The 16253-nt window shown below is 61.2% G+C and carries 12 protein-coding genes; 8 read left to right on the top strand and 4 right to left on the bottom strand.

Annotation, left to right across the window (positions count from 1 at the left end; all coding sequences use genetic code 11):
• Nucleotide 1: 1 nt before the first annotated feature.
• The 7 genes from DXX3274_RS07545 (at nucleotide 2) to DXX3274_RS07575 (ending at nucleotide 10984) form a co-directional block, all read left to right on the top strand.
• Nucleotides 2–1540, top strand: a complete 1539-nt coding sequence (locus DXX3274_RS07545) for a sigma-54-dependent Fis family transcriptional regulator (RefSeq protein ID WP_042859277.1) — start codon at nucleotides 2–4, stop codon at nucleotides 1538–1540.
• The gene (vasI, locus tag DXX3274_RS07550; protein ID WP_039691349.1) at nucleotides 1540–2103 is read left to right on the top strand and encodes a type VI secretion system-associated protein VasI; all 564 of its coding nucleotides are present in this window, start codon (nucleotides 1540–1542) and stop codon (nucleotides 2101–2103) included. Before DXX3274_RS07545 ends, vasI begins: the two co-directional genes overlap by 1 nt.
• 11 nt (nucleotides 2104–2114) lie before the next feature.
• Nucleotides 2115–3557: a type VI secretion system protein TssA gene (gene tssA, locus DXX3274_RS07555; RefSeq protein WP_042861939.1), complete on the top strand. Its 1443-nt coding sequence runs from the start codon at nucleotides 2115–2117 to the stop codon at nucleotides 3555–3557.
• Nucleotides 3558–3582: 25 nt separating this feature from the next.
• Nucleotides 3583–7080: a type VI secretion system membrane subunit TssM gene (gene tssM, locus DXX3274_RS07560; RefSeq protein WP_042859278.1), complete on the top strand. Its 3498-nt coding sequence runs from the start codon at nucleotides 3583–3585 to the stop codon at nucleotides 7078–7080.
• 53 nt (nucleotides 7081–7133) lie between these two features.
• Nucleotides 7134–8567: a VasL domain-containing protein gene (locus DXX3274_RS07565; protein WP_042859279.1), complete on the top strand. Its 1434-nt coding sequence runs from the start codon at nucleotides 7134–7136 to the stop codon at nucleotides 8565–8567.
• 71 nt (nucleotides 8568–8638) lie between these two features.
• Nucleotides 8639–10006 (top strand): tetratricopeptide repeat protein, encoded by a 1368-nt coding sequence (locus tag DXX3274_RS07570; RefSeq protein ID WP_042859280.1) that lies wholly within the window; start codon nucleotides 8639–8641, stop codon nucleotides 10004–10006.
• A 45-nt stretch (nucleotides 10007–10051) separates the two neighbouring features.
• Nucleotides 10052–10984 carry a DKNYY domain-containing protein gene (locus DXX3274_RS07575; protein ID WP_042859281.1) on the top strand — a complete coding sequence of 311 codons (933 nt, stop codon included), beginning with the start codon at nucleotides 10052–10054 and terminating at the stop codon, nucleotides 10982–10984.
• Nucleotides 10985–11073: 89 nt separating this feature from the next.
• Here DXX3274_RS07575 and DXX3274_RS07580 read toward each other — a convergent pair whose 3' ends face one another.
• Nucleotides 11074–11952, bottom strand: a complete 879-nt coding sequence (locus DXX3274_RS07580) for an ABC transporter six-transmembrane domain-containing protein (RefSeq protein WP_042859282.1) — start codon at nucleotides 11950–11952, stop codon at nucleotides 11074–11076.
• A gap of 97 nt (nucleotides 11953–12049) precedes the next feature.
• Between DXX3274_RS07580 and DXX3274_RS07585 the strand changes: the two genes are divergently transcribed.
• Entirely contained in the window at nucleotides 12050–12628 is a 579-nt protein-coding gene (locus DXX3274_RS07585; protein ID WP_042859283.1) for a TetR/AcrR family transcriptional regulator, read from the top strand.
• A gap of 42 nt (nucleotides 12629–12670) precedes the next feature.
• On the opposite strand, the gene DXX3274_RS07590 is transcribed toward DXX3274_RS07585, so the two are convergent.
• From DXX3274_RS07590 to dgcN, 3 genes are read right to left on the bottom strand one after another with little or no spacing between them, the layout of a single operon-like run.
• Nucleotides 12671–13531: a D-amino-acid transaminase gene (locus tag DXX3274_RS07590; protein WP_042859284.1), complete on the bottom strand. Its 861-nt coding sequence runs from the start codon at nucleotides 13529–13531 to the stop codon at nucleotides 12671–12673.
• Complete coding sequence (dgcA, locus tag DXX3274_RS07595) at nucleotides 13531–14541, bottom strand: N-acetyl-D-Glu racemase DgcA (protein ID WP_042859285.1); 1011 nt, start codon at nucleotides 14539–14541, stop codon at nucleotides 13531–13533. Before dgcA ends, DXX3274_RS07590 begins: the two co-directional genes overlap by 1 nt.
• Before the next feature lie 10 nt (nucleotides 14542–14551).
• Nucleotides 14552–15544 carry an N-acetyltransferase DgcN gene (dgcN, locus tag DXX3274_RS07600; protein WP_042859286.1) on the bottom strand — a complete coding sequence of 331 codons (993 nt, stop codon included), beginning with the start codon at nucleotides 15542–15544 and terminating at the stop codon, nucleotides 14552–14554.
• Nucleotides 15545–16253 lie beyond the last annotated feature (709 nt).

A 16253-nucleotide genomic window follows, 5' to 3' on the forward strand; every position in this document is an offset into this window, starting at 1 on the left:
CATGCAATCAGCCCTCGATCTGGCGCTCTCGCTGACCCGTCACCGGGATGAAGCCGGCCTGTGCGACTGGCTGATGAGCACGCTGCGTGCCGCATGGCAGCCGCAGGGTGCGCTGCTGGGGATGGTGGATGTCAGCGGTCGTCAGTTGATATGCAGCGGTTGGGTGCATCGCGCGCCGCTGTCGCTGTCGCTCGGCGTGGATGATTTCAGTCATCCGCTGGCTTACGTGCTGCTCAAGAATCAAACGCGCAGCTGGACGTCGTTGTACGGCGGCGCGCGTATCGAACACGGCGGTTTTCGCCAGTTGCTGACCGACGCGGGCGCCGCCTGCGGCCTGTACGCCATGCCGTTGCAGGCGGACAGCGGCAAACCGCTGGCGGTGCTGGCGCTGCTGGATACGCCGGAGCGGCTGCAGGCGCTGGGGAAACATGGCGATTGCGCGCAGCTGGCGCAGGTGTTTTGCCGTCAACTGGCGCTGATCCGCGATTTGGGACGCAGCCGGCGCGAGCAGACCGCGCTGCGTGATTCGCTGCGCCAGATTAAAGACGAAGGCGCGCTGCGGCGTGAGCGGGAAAAACGGGTGGCCGCCGGGCTGATTGGTCAGTCCGGCGCGGTGCGACAACTGCATCAGCAGATCTGTCAGGCGGCCAGCCACCGGTTGTCGGTGCTGATTCACGGCGAAACCGGCGCCGGCAAAGAGGTGGTGGCCGGGCTGTTGCACCAGTGTTCCGAGCGCGCCGAACGACCGTTTATCGCCATCAACTGCGCCGCTATTCCGGAAAACCTGATTGAAAGCGAGCTGTTCGGCTATGAAAAAGGCGCGTTTTCCGGCGCGCAAAGCAACAAGGTCGGGCTGGTGGCGCAGGCCAACGGCGGCACGCTGTTTCTGGATGAAGTGGGCGACATGCCGCCGCTGATGCAGGCCAAGCTGTTACGGGTATTGGAAACGCACAGCTTCCGGCCGCTGGGCGCCGGGCAGGAGCAACATTCCGATTTCCGGCTGATCGCCGCCACGCATCAACCGCTGGAACAACGGGTGGCCGAAGGCCAGTTCCGTCAGGATCTCTACCATCGTCTGTGCCAGTGTCTGGTGCAGGTGGCGCCGCTGCGCGATCGTCCGGACGACATCAGCCTGCTGTGCGAACACTTCATCGGGCAGTTCGCCCGCCAGCAGCAGAAAAACCTGGGGCCGTTGCACCGTGCGTTTCTCAAGCAACTGGTGGGCTACGACTTCCCCGGCAATGTGCGTGAGCTGAAGAACCTGCTGGAGGTGGCCTGCGCCCATACGCCGGAAGGGCAGCCTATTCGTCTGGAGTCGCTGCCGCCGGAGTTGCGTGAGCGGGTGTGCGGCGAAACCGCCGCCGATAGCGATGCTTTCCACCATATTCAGGATCTGCGCATCGCCACCCAGCAGTATGAAGCCGCGGTGATTGCGGCGCGTCTGCGCCAGTTTCAGGGCAACCGACTGCTGGTGGCGGAGAGCCTGAATATTCCCAAACGTACCCTTGATCACAAGTGCCAGAAACTGGAGGTGAACTGATGATGCTGACGATGGTGCCGCTGCTGATGGCGGCAGTCGGCTCGCCCGATCCCGCCTGGCAATCACTGTGGGAACAGTGCCGCAATGAGACGTCGCCGCAGGTGCGTCTGGCCTGTTATGACGCGCTCGGACGCGAGACGGAACGCGCGGGCGCTGTGCCGCCCGCTACGAATAACGGCGCGGCGGGGGAGAACGCATTTCGTCTTAACCGCGAGGCGGTCAATGGCGACCTGACCCTGACGCGCACGCTGGCGGACGGCAATACGCTGGTGATCAGCTGCGCCAGCAGCATTACCCATCTGCGGCTGACGCTCAGCCAGCCGTGGCCGGGCGACAACGTCACCTCGCAACTTGACGGCGCCGGCGCGCCGGATAACTGGTTTGTGCGCAACCGCGGCACGCTGCTGGAATTTGGCCGCGGCCTGCCGGCGATCGACGCGCTTAAGCGCTGGGTCGGCCACCGGGAGCTGGTGCTGAATGGCGAGCAGGATCATGTGCTGCGCATCGATCTCACCGGGCTCGGCGAGGCGCTGGCGCCGTTGCGCCAGCAGTGCCGCTGGTAGGAGCGATGAGCATGTATGCACACCCTTGGTGTAAGCGACTGTTGACGACCCTGCCCGACGATGCCCTGCGGGCGGCGGTGGCGGCGGATGATCCGCTGTGGGAACAGGTGGAAACCGAGCTGGTCAAGCTGGGGTCGCTGGCGCACAGCCAGGTGGATCTCAATGCTGTCGCCGGTCAGTGCCTGACGCTGCTGGAAAGCCGTACCAAAGACATGCGCGTGCTGGTGCAACTGCTGCGCTGCCTGCAGCACCCGGCCAAGGCTACCCCGTTCGCCACCGCGATCATGCTGCTCGACAGCTGGCTGGACGCTTACTGGACGCTGGCGTTTCCCGCCAGCCCGGTACAGAAACAGAAGCTGATGGTGCAGATCATCCGCCGTTTTGAGGGCGTGCTGCCCCGCATGGCGGAAAACGCCTCCGGGGCGGAACTCAGCCAGTTGCATCAGTTGGCGGAACAACTGGCGGTACGCTGGAGCGCGCTGGCCGCCGACAAAGCCGACCTGACCGACGAACTGGTGGCGGCGCTTCACCGCGCCCGCCAACGCCATCAGGCACAGGAGAAAGCCAATCAGGCGTCGGCTGAGCCGGCGTCTGGCGGGTCGGGCGGAACAACCGGGGACGTTGCTGCCGCCGGCGGCGGTCATGGGAGCGCCACCGGGGCGACCAGCGCGGTCGCTACGGTGGAAATCAACAGTTCGGATGACCGCAACTGGAAGCAGACGCAGCTTAATGTGGCGGCGCTGCTGGTGGAGCGTCAGCCGGAAGCGCCGGTGGGATATCGCCTGCGCCGCAACGCGGTCTGGGCCGGGATCGCCACGCCGCCGACGGCGGCTCGCGGTAATAAAACCCAACTGGCGCCGGTGTCGCTTGACCGGGTGGATGAGTACCAGAGCGCGCTGGCACAAGCGGATCTGGCGTTGTGGAGCAAGATTGAACAGAGCCTGACGCTGGCGCCGTACTGGTTTGACGGCCACATGCTGTCGGCGACGGTGGCAACCCGGCTGGGACATAGCGCGGTCGCCAGCGCCATCGCCGATGAACTGTCGGCGTTTCTCGCCCGGCTGCCGGAACTGCGTGAACTGGCGTTCAGCGACGGTTCGCCGTTCCTGTCCGCCAAATGCGCCCAGTGGTTGCAATCGGCCCAGCCGGCACGCGGCGGCGGCGGTCAGCGGCAGGACGACCTGGCGGCCGAAGCGGCGGCCTGTTGCGCCGAGCAAGGGCTGGGGGCGGCGCTGTCGCTGCTGGATGAGCGCATTCGGCGGTTGAAAGAACCGCGCGAGCGTTTTTGCGCTGAACTGGTGCTGGCGGATTTGCTGGCGGAAGAAGGCATGAAAGCACTGGCGGCACAACATTATCAGCACCTGTGGCAGGAAAGCGAGCGACTGGGCCTGATGCAGTGGGAACCGGGAATGGTCAGCCGACTGGAACGGCTGGGCGCGTCCCGCAGGAAATAAGACATTCGGAGTTGAATGGTCACTTATGTTGAAAATAATCATTACCTTTCTGCGGCAACAGCTGCCGAAACTGAAACCTTCCTGGCTGCTGCTGGGGGTGGTGGTATGGGTGGTGGCGCTGGTGCTGGCCTGGTGGCTGGGGCCGCGTCTGACCCTCGGCGACATGCGTCCGCTGCAAAGCGTGTGGGGCCGCGTGGTGTTCACGCTGATCTGGCTGTGGCTGGGCTTTGCCTACAGCGCCTGGCGCGTCTGGCGCCGGGTGCAGCAATTGCGCGCGGAGCGGCGTGAACAGCAGATTATCGAGCAGGACCCGCTGCAGGTGTACGTCGACAGCCAGCAAACCTTTCTGGACCGCTGGTTGCAGGCATTTCAGGCCCAACTGGGCAAAAAGGCGCTGTACGCCATGCCCTGGTATCTGGCGATCGGCCTGTCCGGCAGCGGCAAAAGCAGCCTGATTCATCGCGCCAATCCGGCCAACAAGCTCAACCCGAAACTGGATGCGGAACTGCGCGAAGTGGCGGGCGGTCAGCAGGTCAACAGCTGGGTCGGCGAGTCGGCGGTGATCTGGGACCCGAGCGGTCAGCTGCTGGCCCAGCCGGAAGTCGGGGCGGAGCCGTCGGCCGGACGTCATGCCCGCCTGTGGCAGCATCTGTTGCAGTGGCTGAGCCTCAACCGTCGTCGCCAGCCGTTGAACGGGCTGGTGCTGACGATCGATCTCTCCTGGCTGTCGCAGGCCAGCGTGTCGGAGCGCAAGGCTTACGCGCAGGTAATGCGCGCCCGTTTGCAGGAAATCGCGGTTAACATCAACACCCGTCTGCCGCTGTATGTGGCGCTGACCCGTCTGGATATGCTGCGCGGCTTTGACGTGGTGTACCGCTCGCTGAACCGGGAAGCGCGTCAGGCGGTGCTGGGGGTGACGTTCACGCCGCAGGCCAGCCACGGCAAAGGCTGGCTGGAAGAGCTGGAGCGCTTCTGGGACGACTGGATCACTAACCTCAACAATAATCTGCCGGAAATGCTGCTCACGCAGTCGGAGCGCGGCGTGCGCAATACGCTGTTCACCTTCGTGCGCCAGCTGGCCGGGCTGAAGGATTACGTGACGGAAGTGCTGAACGAAACGCTGGCGACCGGCGACGACCGCGCGTTTCTGGTGCGCGGCGTGTACGTCAGTTCTGTATACCAGCAAGGCGTGCCGTTTGACGCTTTCGCGCAATCCGCTTCCCGGCGCTATCAGTTGCCGGAACCGATCAACGCCGCCATGCGCGGCGAGTCCAATACGTTCTTCGTCCAGAAGCTGTTTCCGGAGGTGATTTTCCCGGAAGCCAGCCTGGCGGGGGAAAACCGGCTGCACAGCCTTTATCGCCGCCGCCGCATGAGCATCGGCATTACCGGTATGGTGCTGTTCGGGCTGGCGATGATCGGCAGCTGGCACCATTTCTACCGGGTGAACGAAGAGGCCGGGCGTAACGTGCTGACCAAGGCGCAGGCGTTCATCGGCACCAACGAACTGGAAGGGCAGGCGGGGTACGGTTACCAGCAATTGCCGCGTCTGAACCTGATCCGCGACGCGACCCTGTCGTTCGGCAACTACCACGAACGTACGCCGATGCTGGCCGACCTCGGCCTGTATCAGGGCGATAAGATCGGCCCTTACGTGGAAGGCTCCTACCTGCAGATGCTCAATCAGCGTTTCCTGCCGGCGGTGATGCAAGGGCTGTTGGAGGACCTGAATCAGGCGCCGGCCGGCAGCGAGCAGAAGCTGACCATTCTGCGGGTGATGCGGATGCTGGACGACGCCTCCGGACGCAACAAGACGCTGGTGGAACAGTTCATGGCGCTGCGCTGGCAGAAAGCGTTTCCGGGCCAGGGCAAGGTGCAGGAACAGTTGATGCAGCATCTGGATTACGCGCTGGATCATACCGACTGGCACCAGTCGCGCGAGCAGAAGGATACGGTGGCGATCTCCACGTTTGCGCCGTTTGTGGACCCTATCGCCAGCGCCCAGCGCGAGCTGAGCAAGCTGCCGATGTACCAGCGCGTCTACCAGAGCCTGGTGATGAAGGCGACGCAGGTGTTGCCGCCGGATCTGGCGATTCGCGACGAGGTGGGGCCGACGTTTGATTCGGTGTTCACCCTGCGCAACGACAAGGCGGGCACGGTGCCGCGGTTGCTGACCTATCCCGGTTTCAGCGATTTCTACCTCAAACAGGACAAAGCGCTGCTGGACCTGACCGCGCTGGATGCCTGGGTGCTGGGCCAGCGTGAGCGCGCTCACCTGAGCGAGGCCGACCGCAAGGAGATCCTGCGTCAGGTGAACGACCGCTACATCACCGACTACATCAACCAGTGGCAGAAAGTGCTGGCGAATATTGATGTACAGTCGCTGGAAAGCCCGGAACAGGCGCTTAACGTACTGACGGATATTACCGGTAACGACCAGCCGTTCCAGCGCGTGTTGACCACGCTGAGCGACAACACCCGGATCCGCAAGCTGGCGGATGACGAGAACGACACCGCGCAAGGCATCAATACCCGTATCGGTCGCCCGTTCATGACCATCAACGCCGCGCTGAGCGGGCGGGGCGAGCAGGGGCCGCTGGTGCAGGAGGTCAATCAGAAGCTGACCGATCTCTACCACTATCTGGATCAGATCGTGAACGCCACCGATCCGGGGCAGGCGGCGCTGAAAGCGGTACAGGCGCGTCAGGGCAACAAGTTCGCCGATCCGGTGTTCGCGTTGCAGCAGTATGCCCGCAGCCTGCCGGCGCCGCTGGACCGTTGGGTCGGCCAACTGGCGGGAGAAAGCGCCAGTCTGGTGACCGGGCTGGCGATGTCGTCGCTTAATCAGGAGTGGATGGACAAGGTGGTGACGCCGTTCAACGAGAAACTGGCGGATCGCTATCCGTTCAATCCGTCTTCCGACAAGGATGTGCCGTTGTCCGAGATGGAGCGTTTCTTCGCCGCGGGCGGTACGCTGGACAGCTTCTACCAGACCAACCTCAAGTCGATCATGGAAAGCGGCATGCTGGAAGGGGAAGGCGCGTCGCCGTTGCAGACCGAACTGGGGAAACAGCTGGACCGCGCCACCCGCATTCGTCAGACGCTGTTCAATGCGCAGGGCAGTCTGGAAGTGCACTTCGTGGTGGAACCGGTGGAGCTGACCGCCAACAAACGCCGCAGCGTGCTGAATCTTGACGGACAGTTGCTGGAGTACAGCCACGGCCGCCGGACCAAAACGCCGCTGGTGTGGCCGAACAGCATGCGCGACGGCGCCGAAAGCAAGCTGACGCTGGTGCCGGATGACCGCGAGCGCTCGCCGCGCAGCCTGAGCTTCACCGGTCCGTGGGCGATGTTCCGCCTGTTGACCAACGGTCAGCTGACGCAGGTGAACGACAACACCTTCGACGTGCGTTTCTCGCTGGAACAAGGCGGCATGACCTATCGCGTCTATACCGACGCCAGCCACAACCCGTTTGCCGGTGGCCTGTTCAGCCAGTTCAAACTGCCTGATTCTCTTTATTAACCCAGAGGGCGAGCAGGCCCAGTCCTTGCTCGCCCGTAGCCGGATGAAGTGATATGCAAGATGCACAACAGGCCCTGAAAGTGGGCCGTGATCCACGGATGCTGCCTGAGTACGAGGCGTTGCGCGCGGAAATCAACAAGCTGAGCCATGCCTCCCGCCCGGAAGTGGACTGGATGCGGGTGCACGATATGGCGACCGCTATTTTTGAAAAACAGGGCGTCGACCTGCAAACCGCCATCTATTTCACCCTGGCGCGTTCGCGGCTGGCCGGGCTGAACGGTTTTACCGAGGGCTGTGAATTTCTCGCCAACCTGATCGTAACCCAGTGGGAAAACTTCTGGCCGCCGGTACATCAGGAGCGGGCGCGCATCGAAATTCTGGACTGGTTTATCGCCCGCATCAGCGAGGTGATTCGCCAGTACGCCATCAGCCACGAACACAAGCGGCTGGTTTATCGCTGCGAGCGCGCTCTGCAACTGATGAGTGAAAAACTGCATAACTCCGGCCTGAGCCGCATCCCCCGGGTGGAAAACCTGCTGCACTTTATCGAGGGTTACACCCATCTGTTTGATGAAACCGAGATTGTGATTGTCTCTGACGATCAGACGCTGAAAAAACAGCAGGATATGCAGATTCCGCCGATGGTGTTCTTCCAGTCCGACATGGAACCGGGCGGGATGGCGTCCGCGGCGGCGGCGGCCCAGCCGGCGCTGCCGTCGGGCAGTATTCTGGTCGGCCGGGAGAAAGGGCAGATGAAACCGACGGTATTGAAGATCGAAGCGCACCGCAAGCAGAAGCCGGCCTGGTTCTGGTTTGTCTGCGGCGTGCTGACCTGTGGACTGCCGGTAGCGGCGGTGAGCGGCTGGCAGTACTGGCAGGATCAAAAAACCGAGGCGCTGGCGCTGTTGCAGCAACCGGCCTATGCGTTGCCGTCCGCGCCGGATCACAACGATATCCGCCGGGTGCGCATCGTGCTGGGCGAGCAGAAGCTGCAAGGCATGGAAGGCGAACTGATCAACCGTTATCAGGCGCAACTGGAGCAGGTCAAGAACGCCTCGCCGTTCTATCTGTACCAGTATGGTGAAGGGCTGAAAGGCGTCATGCAGCAGCTGTATCCGGACTCGCTGGCGGTCAAAGAGATGGACCGTCAGTGGCAGATCGCCCTCGACCGCCAGCAGGGCGACAAGCCGCCGCGCGTCAGCGGCTACGAGCAGGCGCGCGCCGGAGTGGGCGAGACGCTGCAACAACTGCTGGATTTGGAGAAACAGCGCCGTACGGTGACCATTTCGTATCTGAAGTCGCAACTTTATGATATTCAGAAATATTTTGCTTCCGATGTGCCATTTAGCATCCGTTTACGGACGATGGAGGCGCGCAAAGCCGCCCGCCAGCCGCTGACCCCGGCGGAGCTGCGCGGCATGGAAGATGAACTGCGTGCTTTCAATATCCGGCTGTACCGATTGCAGCAAGGCGATAGCGGCAGTTAAGGCCGCCGCGTCGGGCGGGATGGCGCTGCCCGGCGGCGTCGCCGGATGTCTCCAGGGGTAACGACGGTAACATGATGAGAAAAATACGATTATTGACGGCGCTGTCCGTGTGTCTGCTGGCTGCCTGTCAGGCGCCGGTGTCGTCGCTGTCCGACGCGGATTTGCGTAAGTCGGCACAGAGCGGCAACGGAGAAGCGCAGTACCGGCTGGCGAAGCAACTGGCTTCCCGTTCGCACTACGGCGAAGCCATGCAGTGGATGCAAAAAGCGGCGGATCTGTCAGACCTGTCCGGGCCGCGGGAAAGCCGGGCGCTGGCGGCGTTGCAGGTGGGCGACTGGTATCAGACCGGGCTGGGCGAGCCGAAAAATACGCCGCTGGCGCGCCAGTGGTGGCAGAAAGCCTCGCGGCTGGGCAGCGGCGAGGCCGGCTACCGGCTGGGAATGGACTGTCAGGCGCAGCATCAGGGCAAACTGGTGGCGGCCTGTCTGGATGCGTTCGAACGCGCGGCCGACAACCAGTATGCGCCGGCGCAGCTGGTAGTGGCGCAGTGGTATGCCGCCCATCCCGGTGCGGAAGAAGAGGCCGCCGGATGGGTAGAGAAGGCGGCGGATCTGGGCAACCGGGACGCGCAGTACCAGCTCGCCCAGCGTTATGAACAAGGGAAAGGCGTAGCGAAGCGGACCGACCTGGCCGAGCGCTGGTATTTCCGGGCGGCGGACAAGGGACAAACCCAGGCGCAGTTGTGGATGGCCCGGCACGCCGACGGTAAAGACGCGCTGGACTGGTATCAGAAAGCGGCGGCCGGTGGCGAGGCGCCGGCGCAACTGTGGCTGGCGCAGGCGTATCGCCGTGGCGATCACGGGTTGCCGCAGAACGACAAGCAGGCCAATTACTGGCTGGAGCGCGCCTCCGGCAAGGGCAATGGCGAGGCGGATTACAAGCTCAGCCAGGTACAGACCGATAAGGCCAAACGGGAACAGTATCTGGTGCTGGCGTCGTCGGCCGGCTATGTGCCGGCGCAGCTCGAACTGGGCGACTGGCTGCTTAAGCGCGGCGAACTGGAACGGGCTCGCGAGGTGTTCGCCAAAGCGGCGGCGATCGGCGATACCGAATCCCGACTGGCGTACGGCGAGATGCTGCGGCTGGGGCAGGGCGGCAAGGCGGACTATGTGGAAGCGATGAAACAGTATCGCTTCGCGGCGCATGACGGCAACCGTATGGCGCAGTATCGTATGGGGATGATGCGGCAGGATGGACTGGGCGCATCGCGCAACCGTATTCATTCCTACGCCTGGTATTCGCTGGCGGCGACCGAGGGCATGGCGGAGGCCATCGCGGCCCGCAATGATCTGGAAGCCACCATGCAGCCGGATGAAATCAAGGCCGGGCAGAAACTGGCCATGCACTGGTCGACAGGCAAGGAGACGGATACACAGTGATTCAATGGGGAAAGTGATTCGATGGGTAAAATTAAAGGAAAGCGTATGAAACGGAACGGATATCTCGCTCTGCTGCTGAGTATGGCGGCGCTGTCGTCGCAGGCGGAAGTGAAGCCTCCCTATCAGGTTGAGCAGGGTAAGGTGGTGTACCGGGTATCGACGAATGCGGATCCGCAGGTGCTGACGGAAGCCAAACCGGAAGATTTCCGGGTGTTGTTGCGGGAAAAGCGGGTGGCGCTGGCGGTATCCGGCCCTCGTTACTACTGCAACCAGCAGCCTCTGCCGGACGGTTTCAAGCCTGAAAGCGCCAAACTGCGCTACGACGCTTTTCTGATTACCAATGTCGGGTCGTTCGTCGGCTGTGAGCGCATGAAGCAGGATATCGATGCCGACAGTTTTCAGGCGCTGGATTTTCCGTTCTTCCGCGATCGCAATCATGTCTGGCTGCCTGACGGTGAGGAGATGAGTGGCGTGGATATCGCCAGTTTCAAAACGCTGGCCAGAAATCAGGCGTTCGACAAGCAGAACTACTATTTTGTAGAGAATGAAACCAGCGTGGTTGCCTATCAAAAGCAGGCGCCGAGCGCGGGCAACTGCTTTGGCTGGGCCACCATTGACGGCAGTCTTTACTACCGTGGCGAGCAGCGCGCCGATGGCGATGCCGCCAGTTTCCGCTGCCTGACGTTCAGTACCGCGCTGGACAAAAACGGTTTCTATGTCTTCGGGCGGCCGTATCAGAGCATCCCGGCCGGGGTGAAAACGGCGGATATCCGCATGTTGCCGAATAATGAAAAACTGGCGACCGACGGCGAGCATGTCTGGTTTTTGGGGGTAGAGCCGGTGCAACTGGCCGGACTGAGCCTGCGCCACGTCAGGGTGGTGCCGGACGCCAACGGTTATACCATTAGTGACGGCAAAACCCGCTGGCTGTGCGGCTCCGGCAAGGTCAACGGTCGCCCGCTGTGCCGCAAGGGATGAGTGGCGTGGCAGATGCCGCCGGGCGATAGACCTGCGGTGAGAACGCGCCCTGTCCTGATGCGGCAGGGCGCGTATGGCCGGTCGGGACATCAGGTCAGCCCGGTGTTGATCCGTTTCCCGATGTCCTTCAGTTTGGAAAATTTTTCAAGTAACTGAGGCGCGTCATCCAGACTCATCACGAACATCCACAAATAGGTCATGACCGAATAGATATGCCCGGCATTGCTGTATCCTTTTGCCAACATCAGCATAATGACCGCGCCGAAGAGCAGTGCAGCGGCCACGCCGATTGACAAATACCCCCAGGCTTCGCGATCGGAAAGACGAATCCTCAGTCTGGACAACATCACATAATGCTTGATCAGCGTGCGCGTTTTCGCCTGCCCGATCAGCCCCACCTCTTTTTCAAGGCGATTGTTGAGCCGGTTGTACAGGTATTCATTCTTTTGGATATAGCTGGCCAGAAAAAAGCTGAAAACCAGCAGGATCGCCAGACAGAAGAACCCGGCCCAAAACTCGATAATCATCAACATGAATACCGCGCCGCTGACCGAAAATAACGACGTCAGCAAGACGGGCAGGTGCACTTCGAAGAAATCCACGAATTCTCTGGACAAGGCTACTCTGGCCGCGACAGTCGACTGCGAATGCTGGTTTTCTCGCTGGGTGACAATCACCGGGACCGCCAGCTCCGCATAAATGCGTGAAAAAACGCGGGTATCGGCACTGCGTCTGGCGGCCCCGATGAGCCACATCAGCAAGACAATGATGGCATAAACCAGCGCCAGCGCGGCGTTGCCATCAATAATCGCGTTAATGGCAAAGCCTGCAAACAGCGGGTATGTCAGCAGCAAGGTGTTTTCCGCGGCTACCAGTCCAAAGGTCAGAAGTAATTTTTTATTGTGCAGTCGCATCAGCGCCTTAAGCGTCACCCAGGCGTTGTGCGGAGCTGGCTTGCGATGAAACATGATGGCAACTCGTGTTAATATCAGTATGTTGAGCAAGTGCTCAAGCGTGAGCGGACTGTACTTGAGCGTTTGCTCAATGTCAATGCGGGAGCAAAACATGAAAAATGAGTCGGGCAATGCGTTGAAAGAGACGATTCTGGACGCCGCCATCGCCCTGTTTAAGGAAAAAGGGGTGACCGCGGTTAAAACGCGAGATGTCACTGATTTTTTGGGGATTTCACGCAGTCACATTTACCACTATTTTTCTGACTGGAATGCGTTGCGCATCGCAGCGTTTTTACGTTTTATGCGCATGGATCTGGACGAGATTACCGCCCGGGTCGGCGCATTGCCGCCAGATGCGCGCTTGCCTGCGTTGATCGATCACTATCTTCCCGAGTCGGTCGACGCCGCCTGGGTGCTGTACAGCGATATCTGGAAATATGCCATGCATGACCAGATATTTGCCGGGATGATTACGGCGTTGATAACGGAATGGGATCAACTGATGGCGCAGGTTATTCGTGATGGCATCGCCGCCGGCCTCTACAAGCCGGTGGAGGCTTCACGCGTCGCCCGTCAGCTTGGCGCGGTGGTGAATGGCTATGCGGATGTGCTCACCCTGCACCCCGACCCGGTAAGACGGGCCGGAGCGCTGGACGATATTCAGGTTCTGGTGCGGGTTCTGCTGCAGTAAGGCGCGGCTTGCCATGACGGCATTACCCGCCGCGTCAGATTATTACCCCGCGGTCTGGGCGCGAATCATCCCGATATAGATGTCCCGCAGTTGGCGCGCCAGCGGTCCGGGGCGCCCATCCCCAATCGTGACGCCGTCGATCTCCACCACCGGCCAGACAAAGGTGGTGGCGGAGCTGATAAAAGCTTCTTTGGCGGCGAGCGCTTCCTGCGGCGTGAACGCCCGTTCTTCCACCGTCAGATGATGGTCGGCGGCCAGTTGCAGCAGCGCTTTGCGGGTAATGCCGTGCAGGATGTCGTTGCTGAGCGGGCGGGTAATCAGGCGGTTGTCGGCATCGACGATAAAGCAGTTGCTGGAGCTGCCCTCGGTAATCAGGCCGTTTTCTACCAGCCAGGCGTCATCGGCGCCTTTGGCGTGCGCCCACTCTTTCGCCATACAGGCCATCAGCAGGCTGACGGTTTTGATGTCGCGCCGGTGCCAGCGCAGGTCCGGGCAGGTGATGACGCGAATGCCTTTCTCCGCGCTGGGGTGGTGGAGAACCGGGCGGGACTGGGTAAACAGCACCAGCGTCGGTTCGGCGTCGGTGGGGAACGCGAAATCCCGGTCGCCGGTGCTGCCGCGGCTGAGCTGTAGGTAGATACCGCCTTCTTCCAGCCGGTTTTGTTCGATCAGCGCCAGATGAATCTCCCGCAAGGCCGTCTGGCTGACCGGCAGACGCAGGTTCAGCTCGCGGCAGGAGCGCTCCAGACGCGCCATGTGGCCGTCGTATTCCGCCAGCCGGCCGTTGACCACCGCGGTGACTTCATACACCGCGTCGGCAAACAGAAATCCGCGATCGAACACCGAAATCGTCGCTTGTTCCTCGGGCAGGTAACGCCCGTTAACGTAAAGGATACGTGACATTATGCAACTCCCGTTAAACAAGGGCGGGGGTGGCCCCACAATCCCTCTTCAGGTAAATACAACTGGCTGCCGCGCCATTCCAGCCCGCCGACCCGGTCGTCCGCCAGCAGCAGCGGCCCGTCGAGATCGACGATGTCCGCGCCCTGCGCCACCAGCGTGGCCGGCGCCATCGACAGCGAAGTGCTGACCATACAACCCACCATGATCTTCAGGCCCTGCGCCTGCGCCGCCTGACGCAGCAGCAGCGCCTCGGTCAACCCGCCGGTTTTATCCAGCTTGATGTTAACCATGTCGTAGCGCGCCGCCAGACCCGGCAGCGACTGGCGGTCATGGCAGGATTCGTCGGCGCACAGCGGAATCGGACGCGGCAGCGCGGCCAGCGCGTCGTCGTCGCGGGCGGGCAGCGGCTGCTCAATCATGCCGACGCCAAGGCGCTGCAACTCCGGCACCAGTTTCAGGTACAGGTCGGCGTTCCAGCCTTCGTTGGCGTCGACGATCAACTGCGCTTGCGGCGCCCAGCGGCGTACCGCGGCAACCCGTTCGATATCGTGTTCGTCCGCCAGTTTCAGCTTCAGCAACGGACGGTGCGCGTTGCGCTGCGCGGCCTGCGCCATGCGTTCCGGGGTATCCAGCGATAGCGTAAACGCGCTGGTCGCCGGTTCCGGTCGCGGCAGCCCGGCCAACTGCCACACCGGTTTGGCCTGCCGCTGGCTATCGAGATCCCACAGCGCGCAGTCCAGCGCATTACGCGCGGCGCCGGGCGGCAGCAGTGTCTGCAATGTGTTCCGGTCAAGACCGCGTCGCACCGCGTCTCGCAGCGCCAGCAACTGGGCTTCCACACCGCTGATGTTTTCGCCGTAGCGGGCGTAGGGCACGCTTTCGCCGTGGCCTTCGCAGCGCCCGTCGCGTACCGTCACCTTGATGACATCGGCGTGGGTTTTGCTGCCGCGCGAAACGGTGAAGGTTTCTTTTAACGCCCAGCGTTCATGAGTGACGATCAGTTCCGCCATGATGCCGTCCTTACAAGTTATCGACGATACGGCCCACGCCCTGACGGAACGGGTCGACTACCGGCAGCCCCAGCTGGTGTTCCAGTTTCGCCATGTAGGCCAGCGCGTCCGCTTCGCTCAGGTGTGCGCTGTTGATGGAGACCCCGACGAAGCGGGCGTTCGGGTTGGTCAGCCGCGCCATCGCCAGATTGAGATCGATACAGGCTTGCAGATCCGGCAGCGGATAGTCCACGCCGCGCATGCGGGTGCGGGTGGGTTCGTGACACAACACCAGCGCGTCCGGCTGGGCGCCGTGGATGATACCGGTGGTGACCCCGGCGAAAGAGGGGTGGAACAGCGACCCCTGACCTTCGATCACGTCCCAGTGGTCGGCGTCGTTATCGGGCGCGAGGGTTTCCACCGCGCCGGCGATAAAGTCGGATACTACCGCGTCAATGCTGACGCCCGCGCCGGAAATCAAAATGCCGGTCTGGCCGGTGGCGCGAAAAGTGGCGTTGCCGCCGCGTTCCAGCAGCGCTTTTTCAATCGCCAGCGCGGTGTACATTTTGCCGCAGGAGCAGTCGGTGCCGACCGGCAACAGACGTTTGCCGCTGCGTTTACGCCCGCTGGCCACCGGGAAGCTCTGCGTTGGGTGACGCACGTCGAACAGCGAGCGCCCCAGCCGCGCGGCCAGTTCACTGATTTCCGGCACATCCGCCAGTTTATTGTGCAGACCGGCGGCCAGGTCCATGCCGCACTCCAGCGCCTGACGCAGCACCGCGACCCAGGCGTCGGAAATGATGCCGCCGCGGTTCGCCACGCCGATCACCAGCGTCTGCGCGCCTGCCGCCCGCGCGGCGGCGATATCCATGTCCGGCAGCCCGCAGTCCGCCTTGCATCCCGCCATTCGATACTGACCGACGCAGTATTCCGGATGCCACTGTTTAATGCCGATCGCTACTTTAGCGGCCAACTGGTCGTGGGCATCGCCAAGGAACAACAAATAAGGTTTTTTAATATGCATCGCAAACTCCATCATTAAAATAATATACCCGTCATACTTCAAGTTGCAGGTGCGTTGGCTGCGTTACTCGGCCCATTTCATGGGCCTCGCCCCTTCGGGGCCGCTGCCAGCAGCGTTCAAATCGGCTTACGCCAATTTGTCACTCACCCCAGTCACTTACTGATGTAAGCTCCTGGGGATTCACTCGGTTGCCGCCTTACTGCAACTCGAATTATTTAGGGTATAAACTCAGGATAAAAGGCAGCCGTCTCACCAGTTGGTAAGGTTTAGATATTTAAAATCAATAAATTAATGCGCTCGTCAACCCGGATGTGAATCGATGTCGCTATCCGAATAATTAAGGCTGACGCGCCGTTTTTTCGATATTATCAACTAGTGTTATGTTGTCAATAATGACAAAAAATAAGATTTATATTCTGGCTTGGTGGCGTTTGTTTGTTTTTGTTGCCTTCCATTTATTAAATTTAAACATAAAAATCTGTAGTTTTTAAAAAAATTAAAAATGGACCGATTTTTATAAAAATGGGCGTGGATAAAAATAATATTGATTATTTTAGTGCGCCGGGTGCGTTATTTTGGTGCTGCTGTGCATTATTGGTTGGGGAATAATGATTATTTTTTGAAAATGTTAAATTATCCGCCGGTAATATGAATCATCACGTTAATAAAAGGCACGGATAACGCGCAAGCGAGGTTATTTATTTCACGC

The sequence above is a fragment of the Dickeya sp. NCPPB 3274 genome, assembly GCF_000406205.1.
Classification (GTDB): Bacteria; Pseudomonadota; Gammaproteobacteria; order Enterobacterales; family Enterobacteriaceae; genus Dickeya; species Dickeya fangzhongdai.

Coding starts and splice junctions, on each gene's coding strand:
- DXX3274_RS07545 (WP_042859277.1), top strand. CDS start 2: ATGCAATCAGCCCTCGATCTGGCGCTCTCGCTGACCCGTCACCGGGAT.
- vasI (WP_039691349.1), top strand. CDS start 1,540: ATGATGCTGACGATGGTGCCGCTGCTGATGGCGGCAGTCGGCTCGCCC.
- tssA (WP_042861939.1), top strand. CDS start 2,115: ATGTATGCACACCCTTGGTGTAAGCGACTGTTGACGACCCTGCCCGAC.
- tssM (WP_042859278.1), top strand. CDS start 3,583: ATGTTGAAAATAATCATTACCTTTCTGCGGCAACAGCTGCCGAAACTG.
- DXX3274_RS07565 (WP_042859279.1), top strand. CDS start 7,134: ATGCAAGATGCACAACAGGCCCTGAAAGTGGGCCGTGATCCACGGATG.
- DXX3274_RS07570 (WP_042859280.1), top strand. CDS start 8,639: ATGATGAGAAAAATACGATTATTGACGGCGCTGTCCGTGTGTCTGCTG.
- DXX3274_RS07575 (WP_042859281.1), top strand. CDS start 10,052: ATGAAACGGAACGGATATCTCGCTCTGCTGCTGAGTATGGCGGCGCTG.
- DXX3274_RS07580 (WP_042859282.1), bottom strand. CDS start 11,952: ATGTTTCATCGCAAGCCAGCTCCGCACAACGCCTGGGTGACGCTTAAG.
- DXX3274_RS07585 (WP_042859283.1), top strand. CDS start 12,050: ATGAAAAATGAGTCGGGCAATGCGTTGAAAGAGACGATTCTGGACGCC.
- DXX3274_RS07590 (WP_042859284.1), bottom strand. CDS start 13,531: ATGTCACGTATCCTTTACGTTAACGGGCGTTACCTGCCCGAGGAACAA.
- dgcA (WP_042859285.1), bottom strand. CDS start 14,541: ATGGCGGAACTGATCGTCACTCATGAACGCTGGGCGTTAAAAGAAACC.
- dgcN (WP_042859286.1), bottom strand. CDS start 15,544: ATGCATATTAAAAAACCTTATTTGTTGTTCCTTGGCGATGCCCACGAC.